Here is a 16,774-nt window from a genome sequence, read left to right on the forward strand (position 1 = left end):
TTGGGTTTCCCGCCGCTTTGGGGCAATTCATCCCCTGATTCAGCAACGCCGCCCGAAGATATGAGTAGCGTATGTTGGGCCTTGTGAAACCCACCACAGAACTTCCTACCTTTGGGGACGATAAACTGGCAGCGTAAAGTGAAAACAACTGCCCTGATTGGGAACCGAATCGACCCAAATCTGACCATAGTGCGATCGTACAATCCGTTGACAGAGCGATAGCCCAATCCCATACCCATCCTGCGCCTCGTCTCGCTGAAGACGGTAGTGATCTTCAAAAATCCGCTCTCGATTTTCTTCGGGCACCCCTGGCCCGTTGTCACAAACGCTCACCTGTACTTTTTGGGTCGTGCGGTGCAGCATTGAGACGTGAATTTTGCCGTCCGAAGGCGTGTACTTTGCAGCATTGTCCAAAATGTTCATTAACACCTGACGCACTCGTTCTTCGTCAGCGTAGACCTGGGGCAAATCCGTAGGAATGTCAGTTTCGATAACTTGCAGTTTGGTCTTAAAGCGCTCTTCTAAGTCCTGCAAAACATCTTCACACAGCAACCCCAGATCGAGCCGTTTGGGTTGAATGTGTAACTCAGAACTGGTGCCCCTGGCCGCTTGGAGAATGTCAGTGATCATGCGATCGATTGTCCGAATTTGTGTCCGAGCGTGTTTGAGAAGCTGAGTCGTCAGAGCGGTCGTCAGGCGAGAAGCTTCTCTAGCGTTGTGGCCAATTTCTAGCGTCTCGATCGCCAAAGAAGCCGCCGTCAACGGGTTTCTCAAATCGTGCGCCAGCATCGAAATAATCTGATCCTTAAATTGAATCTGCGCCTGAAGTTCTTCTCTTTCTTGCTTGAGGCGAAAAATCTCATCCGAAAGCTGCAACAGTTCAGTAGAGTAAATCAGAGAAGACGCTTTGGGCAACTCGCTGTCAGAATTGGAGACTTCGGTAAGATCGGGTTCTGGCTCGATCGCTTGATTTAGATAGTCCTCAGCCGATCGTTGCCAGCGCACCCAGGAGTCTTTTAACTGAGCGACGAGGTTCGTTCCCGTCAGGGTCTGTCTGGGTTCGGGGTGAGTCTTGACGAGGGCGGGGGTCGCCACCAGACGAAAATGCTCTGCCAGGTAAGGCTGCTCACTGACATCAATCACTTGCAGGTCAAACGGATACTCTGCGCTCAGTTCTTTTAAAAAGCGACGAATCTGCTGAATCTGCTCACGAGAATTGGGGCGACGATCTACAAACAGCAGAATCTGTAGAGGCACTTCAGGATTTGTTAACTTTTCAGGAGGTGCCTGCATTTCTCATGAATCGTTAGAACAGACGAATCGAACTGGCTTTGCAATCAAGGTAACAGAGCTTAATGAGCAGTGTCACCTGGTAAGCTAAGTTTCCAAAGGGAACCTTAAACCTAATATACTGTCAACTTTAGACTGAAATGAAGCAGAGTTTATCCGCCCAAGCTTTGATCATCGCAAGGAGAACAATTTATAACTATCTGCTAATTAATAGACTATCGCGTTCTGGGACAGTTGATGAGGGATGAGGGATGAGGGATGAGGGATGGCTTTCGATGTTGAAAACTTAATTGACGCGATGTGCAACTCTAAATCCATGTCCCTGTAAGGGGATGTAGCGGAGCGATCTAGGTATCAGCATCCATCGTGCGACCTGACTAGAGACTCACAGTTCTCTTTCATCCCTCCTCCCTCATCCTTCATCCCTTTAAAGTAATGATTATCTTTGAATCAGAGAGTTAAATTGGGGCTGATGAAGATTTTGGTGTTGACCTGGGAATTTCCTCCGCGCATTGTGGGCGGGATCGCACGACATGTTGCAGAACTGTATCCTGAACTGGTCAAACTGGGGCATCAGATTCATTTAATCACGGTGCAGTTTGGACAGGCTCCTCATTATGAGGTGGTGGATGGGGTGCAGGTGCATCGGGTGAGCGTGGGTGAGAGCGACAACTTCTTTCACTGGGTCGCCAATATGAATCAGAGTATGGGGCAACACGGCGGCAAACTGATTCAAGAAGAGGGCCATTTTGATATTATTCACGCGCACGATTGGCTGGTTGAAGATGCGGCGATCGCCCTTAAGCTCTGTTTCAAAATTCCGCTGGTGGCCACCATTCATGCGACTGAGTTTGGACGCTACAACGGCATTCATACCGAAGCGCAGCGCTATGTGAGTCAAAAAGAAAAGCGGCTCTCTTACGATGCGTGGCGGGTGATTGTTTGTACGGATTACATGCGGCGAGAAGTCGAGCGATCGCTCGATACCCCGTGGAACAAAATTGATGTCGTCTACAACGGGATTCGCGCTGAGAAGAAGCAGACTCACCCTGATTTTGATTATTGGGGCTTTCGGCGACGGTTTGCGGCCGATGAGGAGAGAATCGTTTATTACGTGGGGCGCATGAGTCATGAGAAGGGCGTGGCGGTGCTGATCGAGGCGGCTCCCAAGGTGATCAGAGCGATGAATCATCAAGTGAAGTTTGTCTTTATCGGCGGGGGCAATACCGATCACCTCAAGCAGCAAGTGTGGAATCTGGGAATTTGGCAGAAGTGCTATTTCACAGGGTTTATGCCCGATGAGGATTTGGATAAATTTCAGACGATCGCCAACTGTGCTGTTTTTCCCAGTCTCTATGAGCCGTTTGGCATTGTGGCGTTAGAAAGCTTTGCGGCGAAGGTTCCTGTGGTGGTCTCGGATACGGGCGGTTTGCCAGAGGTGGTGCGCCATCTGAGAACGGGGGTCGTCACCCAAACCAACAATCCAGATTCTCTCGCCTGGGGCATTTTAGAAGTGCTGCAAAATCCCCGATATGCCCAATGGCTGGTCGATAACGCTTACAAAGATCTGGCCAGGCGATTTGATTGGGCAAAGTTAGCGCAGCAAACCGAGGCTGTCTATGGGCGAGTCTTACACGAGCGATCGCAGGTGAACTGGTAAAAAATCCGCTTTCCTCCTGAGCATTGCTGAATCGTGGGATGAATTGCCCCAAAGCGGCGGGAAACCCCATGTTCAAAGTCCCCCAATTTTGGGGGATTTAGGGGGCGAAAAGATGGACACTTCCCACGCATTCATCCCTCCAATCAGCAACGCCTCCTCCTGAACGTGGGTTTTTATTATCATCGCGCTCAACACAAGTCATTGAAACGAGGCAAAATAGAACCTATTCAGTAACTCAGATGAATCAGTCAGCAAAGTGATATGGCGATACCCGTCGGCTACTGCGCTCAATCCCCGGACACCGATCGTCAAATTGATTGGCTTCTCTTTGCGAAGCTGAAGAATATGTCAGTGGAAGATAGGCATTATCGGTTTAGAGCCTTTAACCTGACTTGGCGAACCCGAATTTGGGGATTGTGTCAAAGTACAGAAACCCCGGTTAAAACTTACCTGCAAAGACGCTATGGGGCAGAATGGCTTGAGTTGCATCGCTCACTCCTCGTTTCTTCTTTGCCGATGATTCTTGATCCCATCACCTTCACCCTCAAAGTTGCAAATATTCTGGCTCCCTTAGACATTCCTTACTATGTGAGTGGGTCGGTTGCCAGTTCGCTGCATGGCGAAAGTCGAGGAACACGAGATATTGACCTTGCTATCGAAATCGCTTCGACAAAGGTGCAGTCTTTGGTGCAGGCCTTCATCGAGGCGGATTTCTATATTAGCGAAACATCTGTTTTGGAGGCGATCGAGTCAAATCGTGCAGATCGATCGTTCAATGTGATTGACAATGCGTCATCTGAGAAGGCGGATATTTTCCCATTTCAGTCAGACTCTTTTGCTCAAAGCAAGATGAAGCGCAGGCAAACTCTGGATTTTCCTGAAGGACAAATTTACGTTTGTACCCCAGAAGACATCATTCTGCAAAAGCTAAAGTGGCGACAAACGACTGGCTCAACCGAGCAATGGAAAGACATTTTGGGCGTGATGAAATTACAGCAAAGCAACCTTGATCAAAGCTACCTCCGCAACTGGGCCTTACAAATCAAAGTTGGAGCAGCGCTAGAACAAGCCTTTCAAGAAGCTGGACTCGGCTGAAGTCTTAAATGAAGTTTAGTTTTTGTCTGGCGGATGGGTCGTGCGATCGTGCTAATCAAAAGATACGCATCAAAGGCACAGGCATGGAACCCGCAGAACGTCAGGATTGGCTCAAACAAAACACAACTTTAGGATCACTTTCTGATCAGACTTTGGCAGCGATTGCGATCGCCCTTCATTCAGAATCGGTTTTGGAAAATCGCCGTCTCGTGCTGGAAGACACGCCGCCCCCTGCGCTGTACATTCTCTATGCGGGCAGGATTGAGCGTTATCGAACCAGTCAGGCGAGTGTTGCCAGAGCATCGGGATTGCTACCAGGTGCGACACTTTATCTCAAAGAACTGTTGCTCAACGAGCCTGCTCAGGAAACGACGATTACTTTGAGTGACTGCGTGTTGTGGACGATTCCCCGTGAGGAATTTTTGAGTCTGACGCAGCAGTTTCCCGAAATTTCGCAAACGTTTTCTCGCCAGTTAGCGGATGAGTTACAGCAGGTTTCGTCTCAGTTGGCGTATGAGCGCGATCGCCAGACTGCATTGCGCCCCTATCTGGTGCCGAGGGTGAAGCGGGGAATTGTCGGGTCAAGTCGGTATGCGGTGCGGATGCGGCAGGAGATCAAAAAGGCGGCGAGCGATCGTCAACCTGTGTTGATTTTTGGAGAGCCGGGGTTAGAGAAAGATAATGCGGCGACGTTGATTCATTTTGGGTCGAGCGATCGCAAAGAACCAATGATCAAGGTGAACTGTAATTTGCTGCAATCGACGGGGGCAGAATTGTTTGGGCGATCGAATAAGCCCGGATTGCTCGATTGGATTGGGCGAGGAACGGTTTTGCTCAACAATTTAGAAGACATTCCCGCAGAGCTTGAGGAAAAGTTGGTGCAGCTTTTGGCCACGGGCGAATACCATCCCGTCGGACGAGAAGAACCGCGCCACTGTGACGCTCGAATTATGATGACTTCTGAACGAATTTTGCCACGATTGGAGCGCTGTAAACTGATCAAACATACGATCAAAATTGCACCGTTGCGAGTTCGGAAAGCAGATGTAGCGGCGATGTTGGACTATTACCTGAGTTTGGCGAGTCGAGCCAGAGCAATTCCCAAACAGAAGGTGACTCCAGAAGCGCTCAGGCGGCTACAAGGCTATGATTTTCCGGGCAACTCGACCGAGCTACAAAGCTTGATCGAACGAGCGATCGCTCAATCTGACGGAGCCGCAGAACTCACCGAAGAAGTGTTTTGGTCAGTCAGCACCAAGACTCGTCGATTTCGCCTAAACTTGCTGAATGCTTACCCAAAACTCCGTCATTTTTTGCGTAGTCCCTGGTATCCCGATCGCATCAACTATGGATTCACGCTAGGATTCTTTGGGCTGATCGTTGCAGTGTTAATGTTGGCACCTCAAAGCCGTGATCAAAACTTTGCCTTAAGTATGTTTTGGGCGTGGTGGTGGATGTTGATTTTGGTGGCGTTTCCGTTTGTTGGTCGAGCGTGGTGTGCGGTCTGTCCGTTTATGATTTACGGAGAACTGGCGCAAAAAATTTCGCTGTGGATCTATCCTAGACAACTGCAATCCTGGCCGCGTCAACAAGCAGAAAAATGGGGCGGTTGGTTTTTGTTTGGCATGTTTGCGCTAATTTTACTCTGGGAGGAGTTGTGGAATCTGGAAAATGTCGCTTATTTATCGGGCTGTTTGCTACTTCTAATCACAGCCGGAGCGGTCGTTTTTTCCATGTTATTTGAACGTCGTTTTTGGTGTCGCTATTTGTGTCCGATCGGTGGCATGAATGGTTTATTTGCCAAGCTTTCAATGATCGAACTTCGCGCCCAACAGGGAATTTGCTCGGCAAGCTGTACAACGTATCAATGTTATAAGGGCGGCCCGCAAAAAGGCGAAGGGCTGGAAACGGGTGGTTGTCCAGTTTATTCGCATCCCGCGCAACTGCAAGATAACAAGGATTGCGTTTTGTGTATGACTTGTCTCAAAGCCTGTCCCCATCGATCGGTCGAACTCAACTTTAGACCCCCAGGAATTGAACTCTGGACAACCCACACACCCAGTTATTCCGAAGTTTCGCTATTGTTTTTGCTATTCGGGGCGGTGTTTTTGCATCGGTTGCCAGAGATTGAGCAGCAGTTTGGTTGGAATTTACATTTAAGTGATTTCGGAATCCATGCAGGTGTGTCTACTTTAGCGTTGCTGATTCCAGGTGTAATTGCACTATCCGCCCATTCTCTAACTCGTTTGCTCAGTACTAAATCTCGTCCATTTTTAGAATTAGCTTATGGATATCTGCCGCTTGTTTTGGGGAGTAGTCTAGCCCATTACCTAAGATTAGGTTTGACCGAGGCAGGACAAATCATTCCCGTCACGATCGCCACCTTCGGGTTAAAGACTCAGGGCATGACGCTTCCGATCGCCGTTGCTGATCCTGCTGTGATTTCATTTTTGCAGGGTGTAACGTTAATTTTTTCATTCTGGCTGAGTGTTTTTCTCACTCAAAAGATTGCTCGTCAGCCATTCAAAAATCTATTACCTCAGCATTTAGCGATGGTCGCGATCGGCTCTCTGCTATGGAAAGTAATTGTGGGTTAATATAAATTCTCCCGCTGCGATCTTTCAACTAAAAATGCCGCTAAACCCCTTACTAAAGAACTTTGAATTTAAAGTCCCCCAGAATTGGGCGGTTGGGGGTAAAAGATCTAAACATCGAAGCGAAAAAACTTCATCAAGTTGACGTAACCTTCAACTAAAGTTTTCTGAAATCACGAACTACTGAGCGATCGCACCTAAAGCACTGAGTGTCTGCTTCTGAGCCTCTGTGAGTCCAGTTGCTCGTGCAATGTTCATCCCTTCATAAGGACGCTCAACCTCTAGGGTTCTCAAACATTCGCCTGTCTGCACGTCCCACAATTTGATTGTTCCATCTGCACTACCACTGACCAACCGTTGACTGTCGTCATGAAAGCTAACAGAAAGAACGTGCTTGGTATGTCCTTCTAATGTTTTTAAGTGTTCCCCAGTCTCAACATCCCACAGCTTAATCGTTTTATCGGCACTTCCAGTGACCACAATTTCGCGTCCTTCGAGATTTATGAAGCAAATCGACCAAATGCTCTGGGTATGTCCGTTCAAAGTCTTCAAGCAGTCCCCAGTCTGAATATCCCAGAGCTTAACTTTTAGGTCGTCACTGCCACTTGCAAGCAGTTGTCCGCTAGGGTCAAAGCAAACTGTAAGTACTGGACTGGTGTGACCCTGTAGGGTTCTAACAATCTCTCCAGTTTCAGAATTCCAGAGCTTTATCGTTTTATCAAAGCTTCCGCTTGCGAGCATTTGACACTCTGCGCTGAGGTCAATTGTCACGACCCAATCTTGATGTCCTTCTAATGTTCTAAGACATGACTTCACCTCCACCACATTTTCCCCAGACAGCTTCACTTGCGAAGCATCCCACACTTTGATCGTCTGATCAGCACTACAACTAGAAATCGTTTTGCCGTCTGCGCTGAAAGCTGCTGCCCAAACTATCCCTTGATGTCCTTGAAATGTCGTTAAAAGCTGCCCCGAATCAACGTTCCACAATTTCACAGTGTGATCATTACTGCAACTCGCCAGGAGTTGGTTATTGGGGGCGAAGCTAATCCGACGAACTGAACCTGCATGTCCTTCTAAAGTCTTCGGAGGTTGTTCTGTCTGTTGATTCCAGACGCGAATTACGCTGTCTTCATGGGCACTGACCACCCTCTGACCATCTGAGCTAAACACGACTCGATGAACCGGATTTGCAAAGCCTTGGAAGGTCTTCAAAATCTGTCCGCTGTCTGCATCCCACAAGTTCACTGATTGCTCGGCCCCACTTGCCAAAACTCGACTCTGAGGGTGAAAAGTCAATGCTCTAATGGGTCTTCTATGTCCACCCAATGTTTTTAGAAGCTTTCCAGTTTGAGCATCCCAGAGTTTAATCGTTTTATCTTCGCTGGCACTAGCCAGCAGTTGTTTATCCGCGCTAAATGCGATCGCATCCACCCAGTCAGTATGTTCGCTTAATGTTTGAATGCAATACCCAGTCTTAAAATCCCATCGCTTAATGGTTTGATCTTCACTACTACTGACCAAAATTTCATCAGGGCCAAAGGCAACAGAGCGAACTTGATTTGTGTGTCCTTGCAGCGTGTTGAGTAGTTGTTCAGAATCAACGTCCCACACTTTCACCGTTTGATCGGCACCTCCACTGGCGAGTAAGCGTCCATCAGGGCTATATGCAACGCAACAGACTCGCTCGGTGTGTCCTCGAAATACCTTTAAGTGTTCTCCTTTGAGACTCCGGATTTCGATCGTGCCATCTCCACTGGCGATCGCAACTGTCTGACCATCGGGACTAAACACCACACAAAAAATCGCATCTTTACATTGCAATGTTCTAATTAGTTGTTCTGTTAGTTGTTCTGTCGCTGCATTCCAGTACTTCACAGTTTTATCACCGCAACCACTGACTAGAGTTTTACTATCAGGACTAAATGCAAGGCAGAAGATCCAGTTAGTATGTTCTTTGAATTCACGAAATATTTGACCATCGACAACTTGCCAAACATAGATCTCGCCACCCGTATCACCCGCAGCAAGATAGTTACCATCTGGGCTAAACGCGATCGCAAGAACTGAATTGATCTTTTGCGTGAAACTAGACCGATCAAACTTGGCATTTGCAAAATTAGTTCGATGAAGCTTTAAGCCTCGAAGATCTGCTTGCCAGATGGTTAGATTTGAGAAGTCGCGATCGCTCAAATCTGTTTTAAGTTCTCTAAAAAGATTCAGTATATTTCCAGCTAAATACCCTCGCTCTCCCGGATCTTGCTGCTGTTGAGTGGCTAAAAGGTCTTCAAGACGGATTTCAATACGAGCTTTTGTTCTCAGCTTGTTCTCTAAAGCAACAATGACAGGCTGAACAATTAATCGAATTTGCGTTTCTCGCACGTAGTCTTTGGCTTGTACTTTGACCAGGGCGTGACTGTTGAATAGTTTAATGTCTTGCGTCACCACTTCACTGACAATTTGGTTTATGAAGCGCTCAGTGACATATTCCATGACAACAGGTTGGAGCGTATAACTAGCTTGGCTTTGTTCAATGAGCGATCGACGCTGCACAGATTCTAACGCTTGGAGTAATTCTGCTGGTCTAGTAGAAATTAGGTCGTTCTGTAGATCTGTCATGCAAATGAAATCGCGATTAATTGCAAGCCAGTATAGAATTTGCTGTTCTAATGGACTGAGATGTTCAAATTGTTCATCCAACAGGTTTGAGACTTCTCGAAAGAGGGCAGTTCCTAGCTGTAAGAAATTTGCAATATTGCAATCAAACAAATCGCGGATCGAAGCTGAGGCAAGCTTGAGAGCAAGGGGATTGCCTTGATAAGACTCAATTAACTGTTTTTTGTTTTCTGAAGTGCCACATAGCTCGTTTAGATGCAGAATGGCTTCCCCTTCAGGTGTTTGTAGTCCTCTGAGTTGAAGTGTTTTTACGCTTTCCCGCGCAAAGACTTCTTTAGTCTTGTATCGACTTGTCAGTACAACAATGCTCTGGTGAGGCACGTCCGTAAGCTGCTTAAGCAGATCTTCATATCCTTCATAACCTGCTCGACAAGTTCCCACTAGCTCACCGTTGTGTAAAATCGCCTCAAGGTTGTCTAATATCAAGAGGCAGCGATTTAGACGCAATTGTTTTAGTAGCTGAGTTGTGCAGGTGTCTATGCGATCAGGTATGTGATCAGGAATGTTTTGTTCCGGAACGAGGGTTTGAAGAATTTCTGAGAGGAGCGTTTCTAATGGAGGCGCTTGAAGCAGTGATTTCCAAATGACTTGATCGAATGTTTGCCTAAAAGAGTAAGCAAATTTAGCAGCAAGTGCCGTTTTGCCAATGCCACCCATGCCGACGATCGCCACTAACCGACAGCGCTCCTCAAGTATCCATTGTCTCAGCGTTTCTAGTTCTGCTGTTCGCCCATAAAGGGTTGAAACATTGGGTGCGCCTGCGATCGTTCCGATTTGCTTCGCCAAAGTTAGTGGAATTGCAGCATTCAATCCATTACGGCTTTCCCGCGGCCGGGGCTGTTTTCGCTGCTCCCACTCAGTGTCAAATCGCGATAGGTTTGCTTCACTCTCCTGACGGGGATGCCACAATTCAAGAGTAAAGTGCCAGTATTCTGCGCCTTGAGTAGCCGTCCGATGGTCTTGCAAAATTTTAAGAAAATCTCGGTAGCATTTGAGCGATTCTCTAATTTGTTCTGAGTTTAACGGGTCGTGACCTGGCGATCGAGTTGTGAGTTCTTGCAAAACCCTAATTTTTGTGCGAACCACACACCGCTGTTCAGTTTGCCAGGTTATCGAGAAATCTCTATTAGGAATGGGGTTGCACTCACTTTCAAGTCTATTTGCATAAGCGAGCAGAGAGTTTAGAAGGTGTTTGGCTTGGGCTTGTGCTTTAGAACCGTAGCTCACTCTTGCCATAGATGTCCCCTCAGAATTCAAGAAAGTTTGGGGATTTTTTGGGACTTCCCCAATCCATACACTTTCCCCAAGCTATCGATTCAAGACTCTAAGCCCCTTTCCAGCCTTACCCATCCTTTCTTGCTTTAGGGAATAAGTCCAGAATACACTCTCAGCGTGGGTTGGAGTTGTGCTTTAGACAGCAATGTAGCTATCAAACATCTTGTGTTGAACGTTTCGTTGAATCGCTGAATTTCACTTCTCAGCAAGATAATGTCCAAATCGTCCCTTGATGAAGGCTGCGGTAAACAGTTTTCGCCAAGTTGGTATTTTCTAAAGCATTGATTTTTTGACTAAAAAGGAGGCTTCTATGAAGTTAAATCGTGTTCGCACTTCTACCTTGATTGTTGGACTCGCTTTGATCTTTAATGCTACAACTACTCCGGCTCTAGCTGCGAGAAAACTGACTGAAACAAGAAGCTTTGTATACACTTGCGGCATTGCCACCTGTAGTACCTACCTCAAGCGAGGCACCACTAGACGACTATGGAGCAAGCTTTCTAAATATAAAGGGGCTAGTGCAGGTGCGATTGGCGGTGCTGCTGGCATTGCTTGTGCACCCATCGGTGGAGTTGGCGCTGCTGTCTGTGGGGCTGCTGGGGCAGTATACGGTGGGCTGCTCATGGACAAATTAGAAGACGCTGCAACTTCTAATAAGTGTTTGCGATTTAGGCATCTAGTGGGTGGAGCAGTGCAAGGAATCTATGTAGACCAGTCTGGATACTGTAAAAAATAGTGGTTTCTGAGCAGGATGATTGTCAGCGATCGCTCTTTCACGTCTAGCGATCGCTTCCACTCTAACGTGAATTCGATGAAATCCTTCATTGCCGTTACAAATCCGGGCAGCCCCCTAAATCCCCCACGAGTGAGGGACTTTGAACGAAGACTATGATCTAAAAGTCCCCCAGATTGGGGGTTGAGGGGCAGAAGCGCTGAAGACGGAAGCGAAAAACTCCCATCGAATTCACATCACTCTACAATCCATTCATCTTGAAACAGGGAGTCAACGATGCCAATCCCACCGATTTCAAGTCAACTTTCAAATCAACTCAATAGACTTACCTCTCACGCATTAGTAGAGAATATTGCGCCATATCCACAATTGAGAACTGCACTCATCTCTAAACCGGAGCCTGCAATCTCATTTCCTTTGGGACTGATGTTGCTGTTTGTCGCTAGTAGCTATCTAACCATTTTTATCAGTAGTTTGTTTCTGGTGAGTCGCCGTGAGGAACTGCCAACCTATGAGCAAGCTATCGAAGCCCAACCACCACAAGATCTCATACAAGCAGTCAACCAAACTACTGCTTCTCCAGCGGTCACTACTACTACCGACGCGACCAATCATCTACTTCATCCCGAAGCCCAACCGTCCTCAGAAACCAGGCGGAAACTGAATCAGCCAGCCGTTTCTCCAACTCCTACATTCTCTACTGACCATCCGCTTTACTTGAAGCTGCTGACTCTGCTACAGGGCGATCGCAGCACCGCAAATCGGCTACTCCAGCAAGCCTGTACAAACTATCCCAACCAATCAGAACAGTGGCGATATGAAAAGGTGATTTGGGATCTGGTGCGCGATCGCTTGCCTTAACTGCCCCATATTCACTTGCATCAAACAACTGGAATTTAGTGGACTCTAACTAACCACGATCGCTCACATTCAATCTTGAAACACAGCTTGAAACACAGCTTGAAACACAGTAGGAGATCAGTCATCATGCAACTCTTTGTAATGGGTGCTTTAAGTGCATTCAGTTTAAGTGCATTTAGCATTACCGTCTATCAACCTGAAGCTAGATCGCTGCCCCTTCGACTACAATCTCGGAACGTAATTTTTGAACCTGAACGATTCCATTCAGCAACATAGCGCTTTGTAATTAACAGGACTAATAGAGGAAAAGATGAACATTAAGGACAAGTGGATTGGACTTTTCTTATCAAGTGTTGTCTTATCAAGCGGAATGGCTTTGGAAGCCGTTTTACCGATGAGTGCAACTGCAAAGCGTAGTGGGACTATTGATGGTTTTAAGACGGATATTTGTACATGGTCACCCGATCGTATTCCAAAAATCGCTAATTTTCGGGAGGCTTGTATTGCTCACGATCGTTGCTATTTCAACCTCAGACAGCGTTTGCAGAATGACCGAGGTCGCATCAGACGGCGCTTTCAGGCTAAATTAGGGTTTCAAGAGTGCGATCAACGCTTCTTGTCCAACATGAGGAGAGCTTGCAGGCAACAACATCGACCAGGAGTACGGCGAGTTGCTTGCTACGACACGGCTAATAAATACTATAAAGCAGTGGCAGCACTCACCGCGACAGGGACAAGACGGCTAACACCCTAGAAGAAAATGGCACTAATTGAATATCAAGTTTGCTGAAGTTAATGTCAGTTCGATGAGCTTTGAACCTTGTTTGAAAGTTCCCTAGAATTGGCAGCTTGGGGGGCAGAAGCGTTCATTAACGAAGCGAAAAACTTCATCGAACTGACTTTGTTGAAGATTCTAGCCCTTTGAAAATTGCTGAACTATGGCAGTCCGATTTGAGTTGTGAAATCTCGGAAAGCCCCCTAAATCCCCCATTCTGGGGACTTTAAGATGGAAAAATTCTCCAATTTTAAGAATGATCTACGGTTCAAAGTCCCCCAATTTTGGGGGATTTAGCGATGATTGTGAGCAGCAATGGATTTCTCGCCAGTTCGAGAATGCGAGGACGATCACGCAATGTCTGCATTAATTGATCGATCGACTTCTCTGGCGGCATCGCCCAAGCTTTGAGAAATCGCCGCATCTGCACATCAGTAAACTCAACGACTTCTAACGTGCGATCGACGCGATCGCTAAATTCGCCTTGATAAACCTGCGATCGACAAGCCATCACAAACCGACACTTTTCATAGGTATCGAGAAAATCTTTGAGCTTTTGAATGACTTGCGATCGGGCAGCACTTCCCACTTCATCCAGCCCATCCAACAGCAGCAAAATCGTTCCCTTGTCTAACGCCTGCTGCAAAAAGTTCTCCCCGTGTGGAAAATCCTCTCGCTCCAGCGCCTTGACTAACTGCGGCAAAATCTCAGACCCATCACTCAGGCGAAATAGCTCCAACAAAACTGCTACAGGCTGATCTGGCAAACTCGCCAACCGCCCCTCTGCCTCACTCAGCGTCAAATACTTGAGCAGCATCGACTTGCCCGATCCCGGTTTCCCTGTCACCATCAATCGCTTGTACTGCGAAACCGCTTGATATGCATCGATTAAGTCATAATTTTGGCTACCCTTGACCTTGAGCGGCACATAGACATCTTGCATTTTGAGCGGTCGATCGGCAGAGCGAAACGGAACCTTGAGTTCGCGATATTTGCCAATCAACGCCTGATGATATTTCTTTAACGCAATGCCCCAGAAAAGTTTCGTCCCAGCAAATCGGTTGTAGATTGCCTTAAAGAATTTGTCTGCAAGCGTTTTCGTCCAGGTGTTAATCGTGTCTCGACAAATCGCCCAAAGACCTAGTAAACCAGCAGCAACCCACCCCACTTTCGGTAAAAACTGCTCCCAGGGGTCAGCCTCCTTTGCTTCCTTGAGTCGGGCGTATTCCTCCTCGTAAATTGTAATAATTTCAGGTGGAGTCAGTCCTGCATCATTCTTTTCAAATTGCTTTAGCACTGTTGCAGTTTGCATCGAACTGTCTGTTTTGACATGTCGATCGGCAGACTTTTTGATCTCAAGAATTACCGCATCTCGACTTGAAGGCGTTTGAGAATGCGTTGCCGTGACCGAGCCAAAAGTAATTAGAAATGTCAGAACAAAAACCAAGATCCATTGACGCTGAAAAAGTTTAGACACGGGGCAACTCGCTAAACATCATTCACGCCTCTGTTCTATCATTTCCTCCGAGGAATTACGGAAACCCTAACGCAACGTTTAGATTTTAATCCCTGCGGAGATTAACTCGTGCTAACTCGCTTCGCGGATTAACTACAACAAAAAAGGCAACCCCAAAAAGATTGCCCTGATGTCGAATATTCCATGCTAACCAGAATTTGCAGGTTGATTTTGAGTTGCGATTCAAGCCAGAACTCAAATTTCTCTACAAGCTGGTCATGACTGCTTTGGCGGCTTCCAGGGTGCGATCGACATCTTCATCGGTATGCGCCAGGGAAGTAAATCCCGCTTCAAACTGAGACGGTGCCAGATAAACGCCCTGCTCTAACATGCCCCGGTGAAAGCGACCGAACTTATTCAAATCGCACTTCTTCGCGTCTTCGTAGTTGTGAACCGGGCCCTCAGTAAAGAAGAAGCCAAACATGCCGCTAATCGAGCCACCGCAGGCGACGTGACCTGTTTCTTTGGCAACTTGCAGAAGCCCTTGAGTCAGGCGGGAGGTGATGCGATCGAGTTGCTCATACGTCCCTGGTTGGCGCAATAGTTCCAATGTTTTGATACCAGCCGCCATCGCCAACGGATTGCCAGACAGCGTTCCGGCTTGATACATGGGGCCAGCCGGGGCAACCATCGCCATGATGTCTTTGCGACCGCCATAGGCACCCACAGGCAGCCCACCGCCGATCACCTTACCCAGCGTCGTCAAATCTGGCGTGATGCCAAACTTTTCTTGTGCGCCGCCGTAGGCAATCCGAAAGCCTGTCATCACTTCGTCAAAGACGAGCAACGCGCCATGTTCGCGAGTCAATTCGCGCAGGCCGGCCAAGAAGCCAGCTTCGGGAGGAATAAAGCCAGCGTTACCGACGATCGGTTCCAAAATCACACCTGCGATTTCGCCCGGATTCGCCTCAAACAGAGCTTTCACCGCGTCCAAATCATTGAAGGGGGCGGTCAGCGTATTGTTGGTCGTCGATTTAGGAACGCCAGGAGAATCGGGCAAGCCCAACGTGGCGACACCAGAGCCTGCTTTGACCAAAAACATGTCGGCGTGACCGTGATAGCAGCCCTCAAACTTGATCAGCTTTTCGCGGTTAGTAAAGGCTCTCATCAGTCGCAAAACCGACATACAAGCCTCAGTCCCTGAATTGACAAATCGCACCATTTCGACGCTGGGGACGGCATCGATTACCATTTCCGCCAAGACATTTTCTAAGGCATTGGGAGCGCCAAAACTGGTGCCTTTTTCTAACGTTTCATGAAGCGCTCTTAACACATCGGGATGGGCATGACCACAAATGGCCGGCCCCCAGGAGCCAATGTAGTCGATATATTGATTGCCATCGACATCCCAGGCGTATGCGCCCTTGACGTGATCAAAGACGATCGGCTGCCCGCCCACCGATTTGAACGCTCGTACGGGAGAGCTGACTCCACCGGGCATTAGTTTTTGAGCAGCGGCAAAGATTTCTTCTGATTTAGTGGTTCTCAAAGTGCCTGTAATCAATGTTTTCTCCTTTAATCCATTGCGATCGCGTTGCAATAGCTGTAGCAGTGCTTTCTGATGCCAATTCCGAAGATATTCCTCAAGATAGGCAGATTTCTGAGTTTTGCAAGCAATACTAAACAATTATCTCACTTACCGGAGGCGGCTAGGATGTCGTACCAAAACAATCAGGAGTTACCTGCGAGCATTCGCAATCAGCTTTCTGAGACGGCTCAACACTTTTACAGAGTAGCGTTTAACTCTGCTCTTCAGTGGTATGGGGAAGAGACCAAAGCTCATCAAATCGCCTGGAGCGCTGTCAGAAACCAGGCCGTAAGTCTAAACAGTGGCATCTCTCAAGAAGTTTGTCTGGCAGTGGTTGAAGTTGGTTAATTTTCTGATTTTTTGATTTTGGTTTTTAGATTGTGAATTTTAGGGGCATTTGCTCTGCAATTGGTTGAGGAGAAATTTCAAATTCGTTGGATTGAAAAAAGGGAGAACGATTTTGCTGAATGGCGATCGCTCTCCCTTTTTGATTGAGTTTTCTATGACAAGCGCGTGATTCGATCGCTTTTAACGTGACGTCAGTTCGATGAACGCTTCGCTTCGCTTTTAGATCCAGGAACGCCCCCTAAATCCCCCACGAGTGAGGGACTTTGAACCAGAATTCCTCTCTTAAAGTCCCCCAAAATTGGGGGGTTGGGGGGCAGAAGGCGTGAACAACGAAGCGAAAAAACTCTCATCGAATTGACATTAACGTGAATTCGATAAAATCTTTCGCTGCGGTTGTTAATCTAGCAGCCCCCTAAATCCCCC

At 47.5% G+C, this 16,774-nt stretch carries 11 protein-coding genes; 7 read left to right on the plus strand and 4 right to left on the minus strand.

Annotation, left to right across the window (positions count from 1 at the left end):
- Positions 1-105: 105 nt before the first annotated feature.
- Entirely contained in the window at positions 106-1,293 is a 1,188-nt protein-coding gene (locus ACKFKH_RS05575) for a histidine kinase (protein WP_446857254.1), read from the minus strand.
- A gap of 469 nt (positions 1,294-1,762) precedes the next feature.
- On the opposite strand from ACKFKH_RS05575, the gene ACKFKH_RS05580 reads away from it, so the two are divergent.
- The 3 genes from ACKFKH_RS05580 to ACKFKH_RS05590 all read left to right on the plus strand — a co-directional run bounded on the left by ACKFKH_RS05580 (position 1,763) and on the right by ACKFKH_RS05590 (position 6,642).
- The gene (locus tag ACKFKH_RS05580) at positions 1,763-2,950 is read left to right on the plus strand and encodes a glycosyltransferase family 4 protein (RefSeq protein ID WP_446857255.1); all 1,188 of its coding nucleotides are present in this window, start codon (positions 1,763-1,765) and stop codon (positions 2,948-2,950) included.
- A 261-nt stretch (positions 2,951-3,211) separates the two neighbouring features.
- A complete protein-coding gene (locus tag ACKFKH_RS05585) occupies positions 3,212-4,045 on the plus strand; it encodes a hypothetical protein (protein WP_446857256.1) in 834 nt (277 codons plus the stop codon).
- An 8-nt stretch (positions 4,046-4,053) separates the two neighbouring features.
- Complete coding sequence (locus ACKFKH_RS05590; RefSeq protein WP_446857257.1) at positions 4,054-6,642, plus strand: sigma 54-interacting transcriptional regulator; 2,589 nt, start codon at positions 4,054-4,056, stop codon at positions 6,640-6,642.
- 177 nt (positions 6,643-6,819) lie between these two features.
- Here the strand turns inward: ACKFKH_RS05590 and ACKFKH_RS05595 are convergent, their stop codons facing one another.
- Complete coding sequence (locus tag ACKFKH_RS05595) at positions 6,820-10,551, minus strand: WD40 domain-containing protein (RefSeq protein WP_446857258.1); 3,732 nt, start codon at positions 10,549-10,551, stop codon at positions 6,820-6,822.
- 349 nt (positions 10,552-10,900) lie between these two features.
- Here ACKFKH_RS05595 and ACKFKH_RS05600 point away from each other — a divergent pair, with 349 nt between their 5' ends.
- The 3 genes from ACKFKH_RS05600 (at position 10,901) to ACKFKH_RS05610 (ending at position 12,938) form a co-directional block, all read left to right on the plus strand.
- On the plus strand, positions 10,901-11,326 hold the full coding sequence (locus ACKFKH_RS05600) for a hypothetical protein (RefSeq protein WP_446857259.1): 426 nt from the start codon (positions 10,901-10,903) through the stop codon (positions 11,324-11,326).
- A gap of 273 nt (positions 11,327-11,599) precedes the next feature.
- Positions 11,600-12,184: a hypothetical protein gene (locus ACKFKH_RS05605; RefSeq protein ID WP_446857260.1), complete on the plus strand. Its 585-nt coding sequence runs from the start codon at positions 11,600-11,602 to the stop codon at positions 12,182-12,184.
- 310 nt (positions 12,185-12,494) lie between these two features.
- Complete coding sequence (locus ACKFKH_RS05610) at positions 12,495-12,938, plus strand: phospholipase A2 (RefSeq protein WP_446857261.1); 444 nt, start codon at positions 12,495-12,497, stop codon at positions 12,936-12,938.
- 289 nt (positions 12,939-13,227) lie between these two features.
- Here ACKFKH_RS05610 and ACKFKH_RS05615 read toward each other — a convergent pair whose 3' ends face one another.
- Together ACKFKH_RS05615 and hemL are read right to left on the minus strand one after the other, a co-directional pair.
- Positions 13,228-14,436 (minus strand): NACHT domain-containing protein, encoded by a 1,209-nt coding sequence (locus ACKFKH_RS05615; RefSeq protein ID WP_446857262.1) that lies wholly within the window; start codon positions 14,434-14,436, stop codon positions 13,228-13,230.
- A 244-nt stretch (positions 14,437-14,680) separates the two neighbouring features.
- Entirely contained in the window at positions 14,681-16,102 is a 1,422-nt protein-coding gene (gene hemL / locus ACKFKH_RS05620) for a glutamate-1-semialdehyde 2,1-aminomutase (RefSeq protein ID WP_446857263.1), read from the minus strand.
- A gap of 27 nt (positions 16,103-16,129) precedes the next feature.
- Between hemL and ACKFKH_RS05625 the strand changes: the two genes are divergently transcribed.
- A complete protein-coding gene (locus ACKFKH_RS05625; protein ID WP_446857264.1) occupies positions 16,130-16,351 on the plus strand; it encodes a ChaB family protein in 222 nt (73 codons plus the stop codon).
- The last annotated feature ends 423 nt before the right edge of the window (positions 16,352-16,774 follow it).

This window comes from Phormidesmis sp. 146-20, assembly GCF_052939475.1.

What these genes read in the sequence shown, in the direction of transcription:
- ACKFKH_RS05575 (WP_446857254.1), bottom strand. Translation starts at nt 1,293, where the DNA reads ATGCAGGCACCTCCTGAAAAGTTAACAAATCCTGAAGTGCCTCTACAG.
- ACKFKH_RS05610 (WP_446857261.1), top strand. Translation starts at nt 12,495, where the DNA reads ATGAACATTAAGGACAAGTGGATTGGACTTTTCTTATCAAGTGTTGTC.
- ACKFKH_RS05595 (WP_446857258.1), bottom strand. Translation starts at nt 10,551, where the DNA reads ATGGCAAGAGTGAGCTACGGTTCTAAAGCACAAGCCCAAGCCAAACAC.
- ACKFKH_RS05590 (WP_446857257.1), top strand. Translation starts at nt 4,054, where the DNA reads ATGAAGTTTAGTTTTTGTCTGGCGGATGGGTCGTGCGATCGTGCTAAT.
- ACKFKH_RS05605 (WP_446857260.1), top strand. Translation starts at nt 11,600, where the DNA reads ATGCCAATCCCACCGATTTCAAGTCAACTTTCAAATCAACTCAATAGA.
- ACKFKH_RS05580 (WP_446857255.1), top strand. Translation starts at nt 1,763, where the DNA reads ATGAAGATTTTGGTGTTGACCTGGGAATTTCCTCCGCGCATTGTGGGC.
- ACKFKH_RS05600 (WP_446857259.1), top strand. Translation starts at nt 10,901, where the DNA reads ATGAAGTTAAATCGTGTTCGCACTTCTACCTTGATTGTTGGACTCGCT.
- ACKFKH_RS05625 (WP_446857264.1), top strand. Translation starts at nt 16,130, where the DNA reads ATGTCGTACCAAAACAATCAGGAGTTACCTGCGAGCATTCGCAATCAG.
- ACKFKH_RS05585 (WP_446857256.1), top strand. Translation starts at nt 3,212, where the DNA reads ATGGCGATACCCGTCGGCTACTGCGCTCAATCCCCGGACACCGATCGT.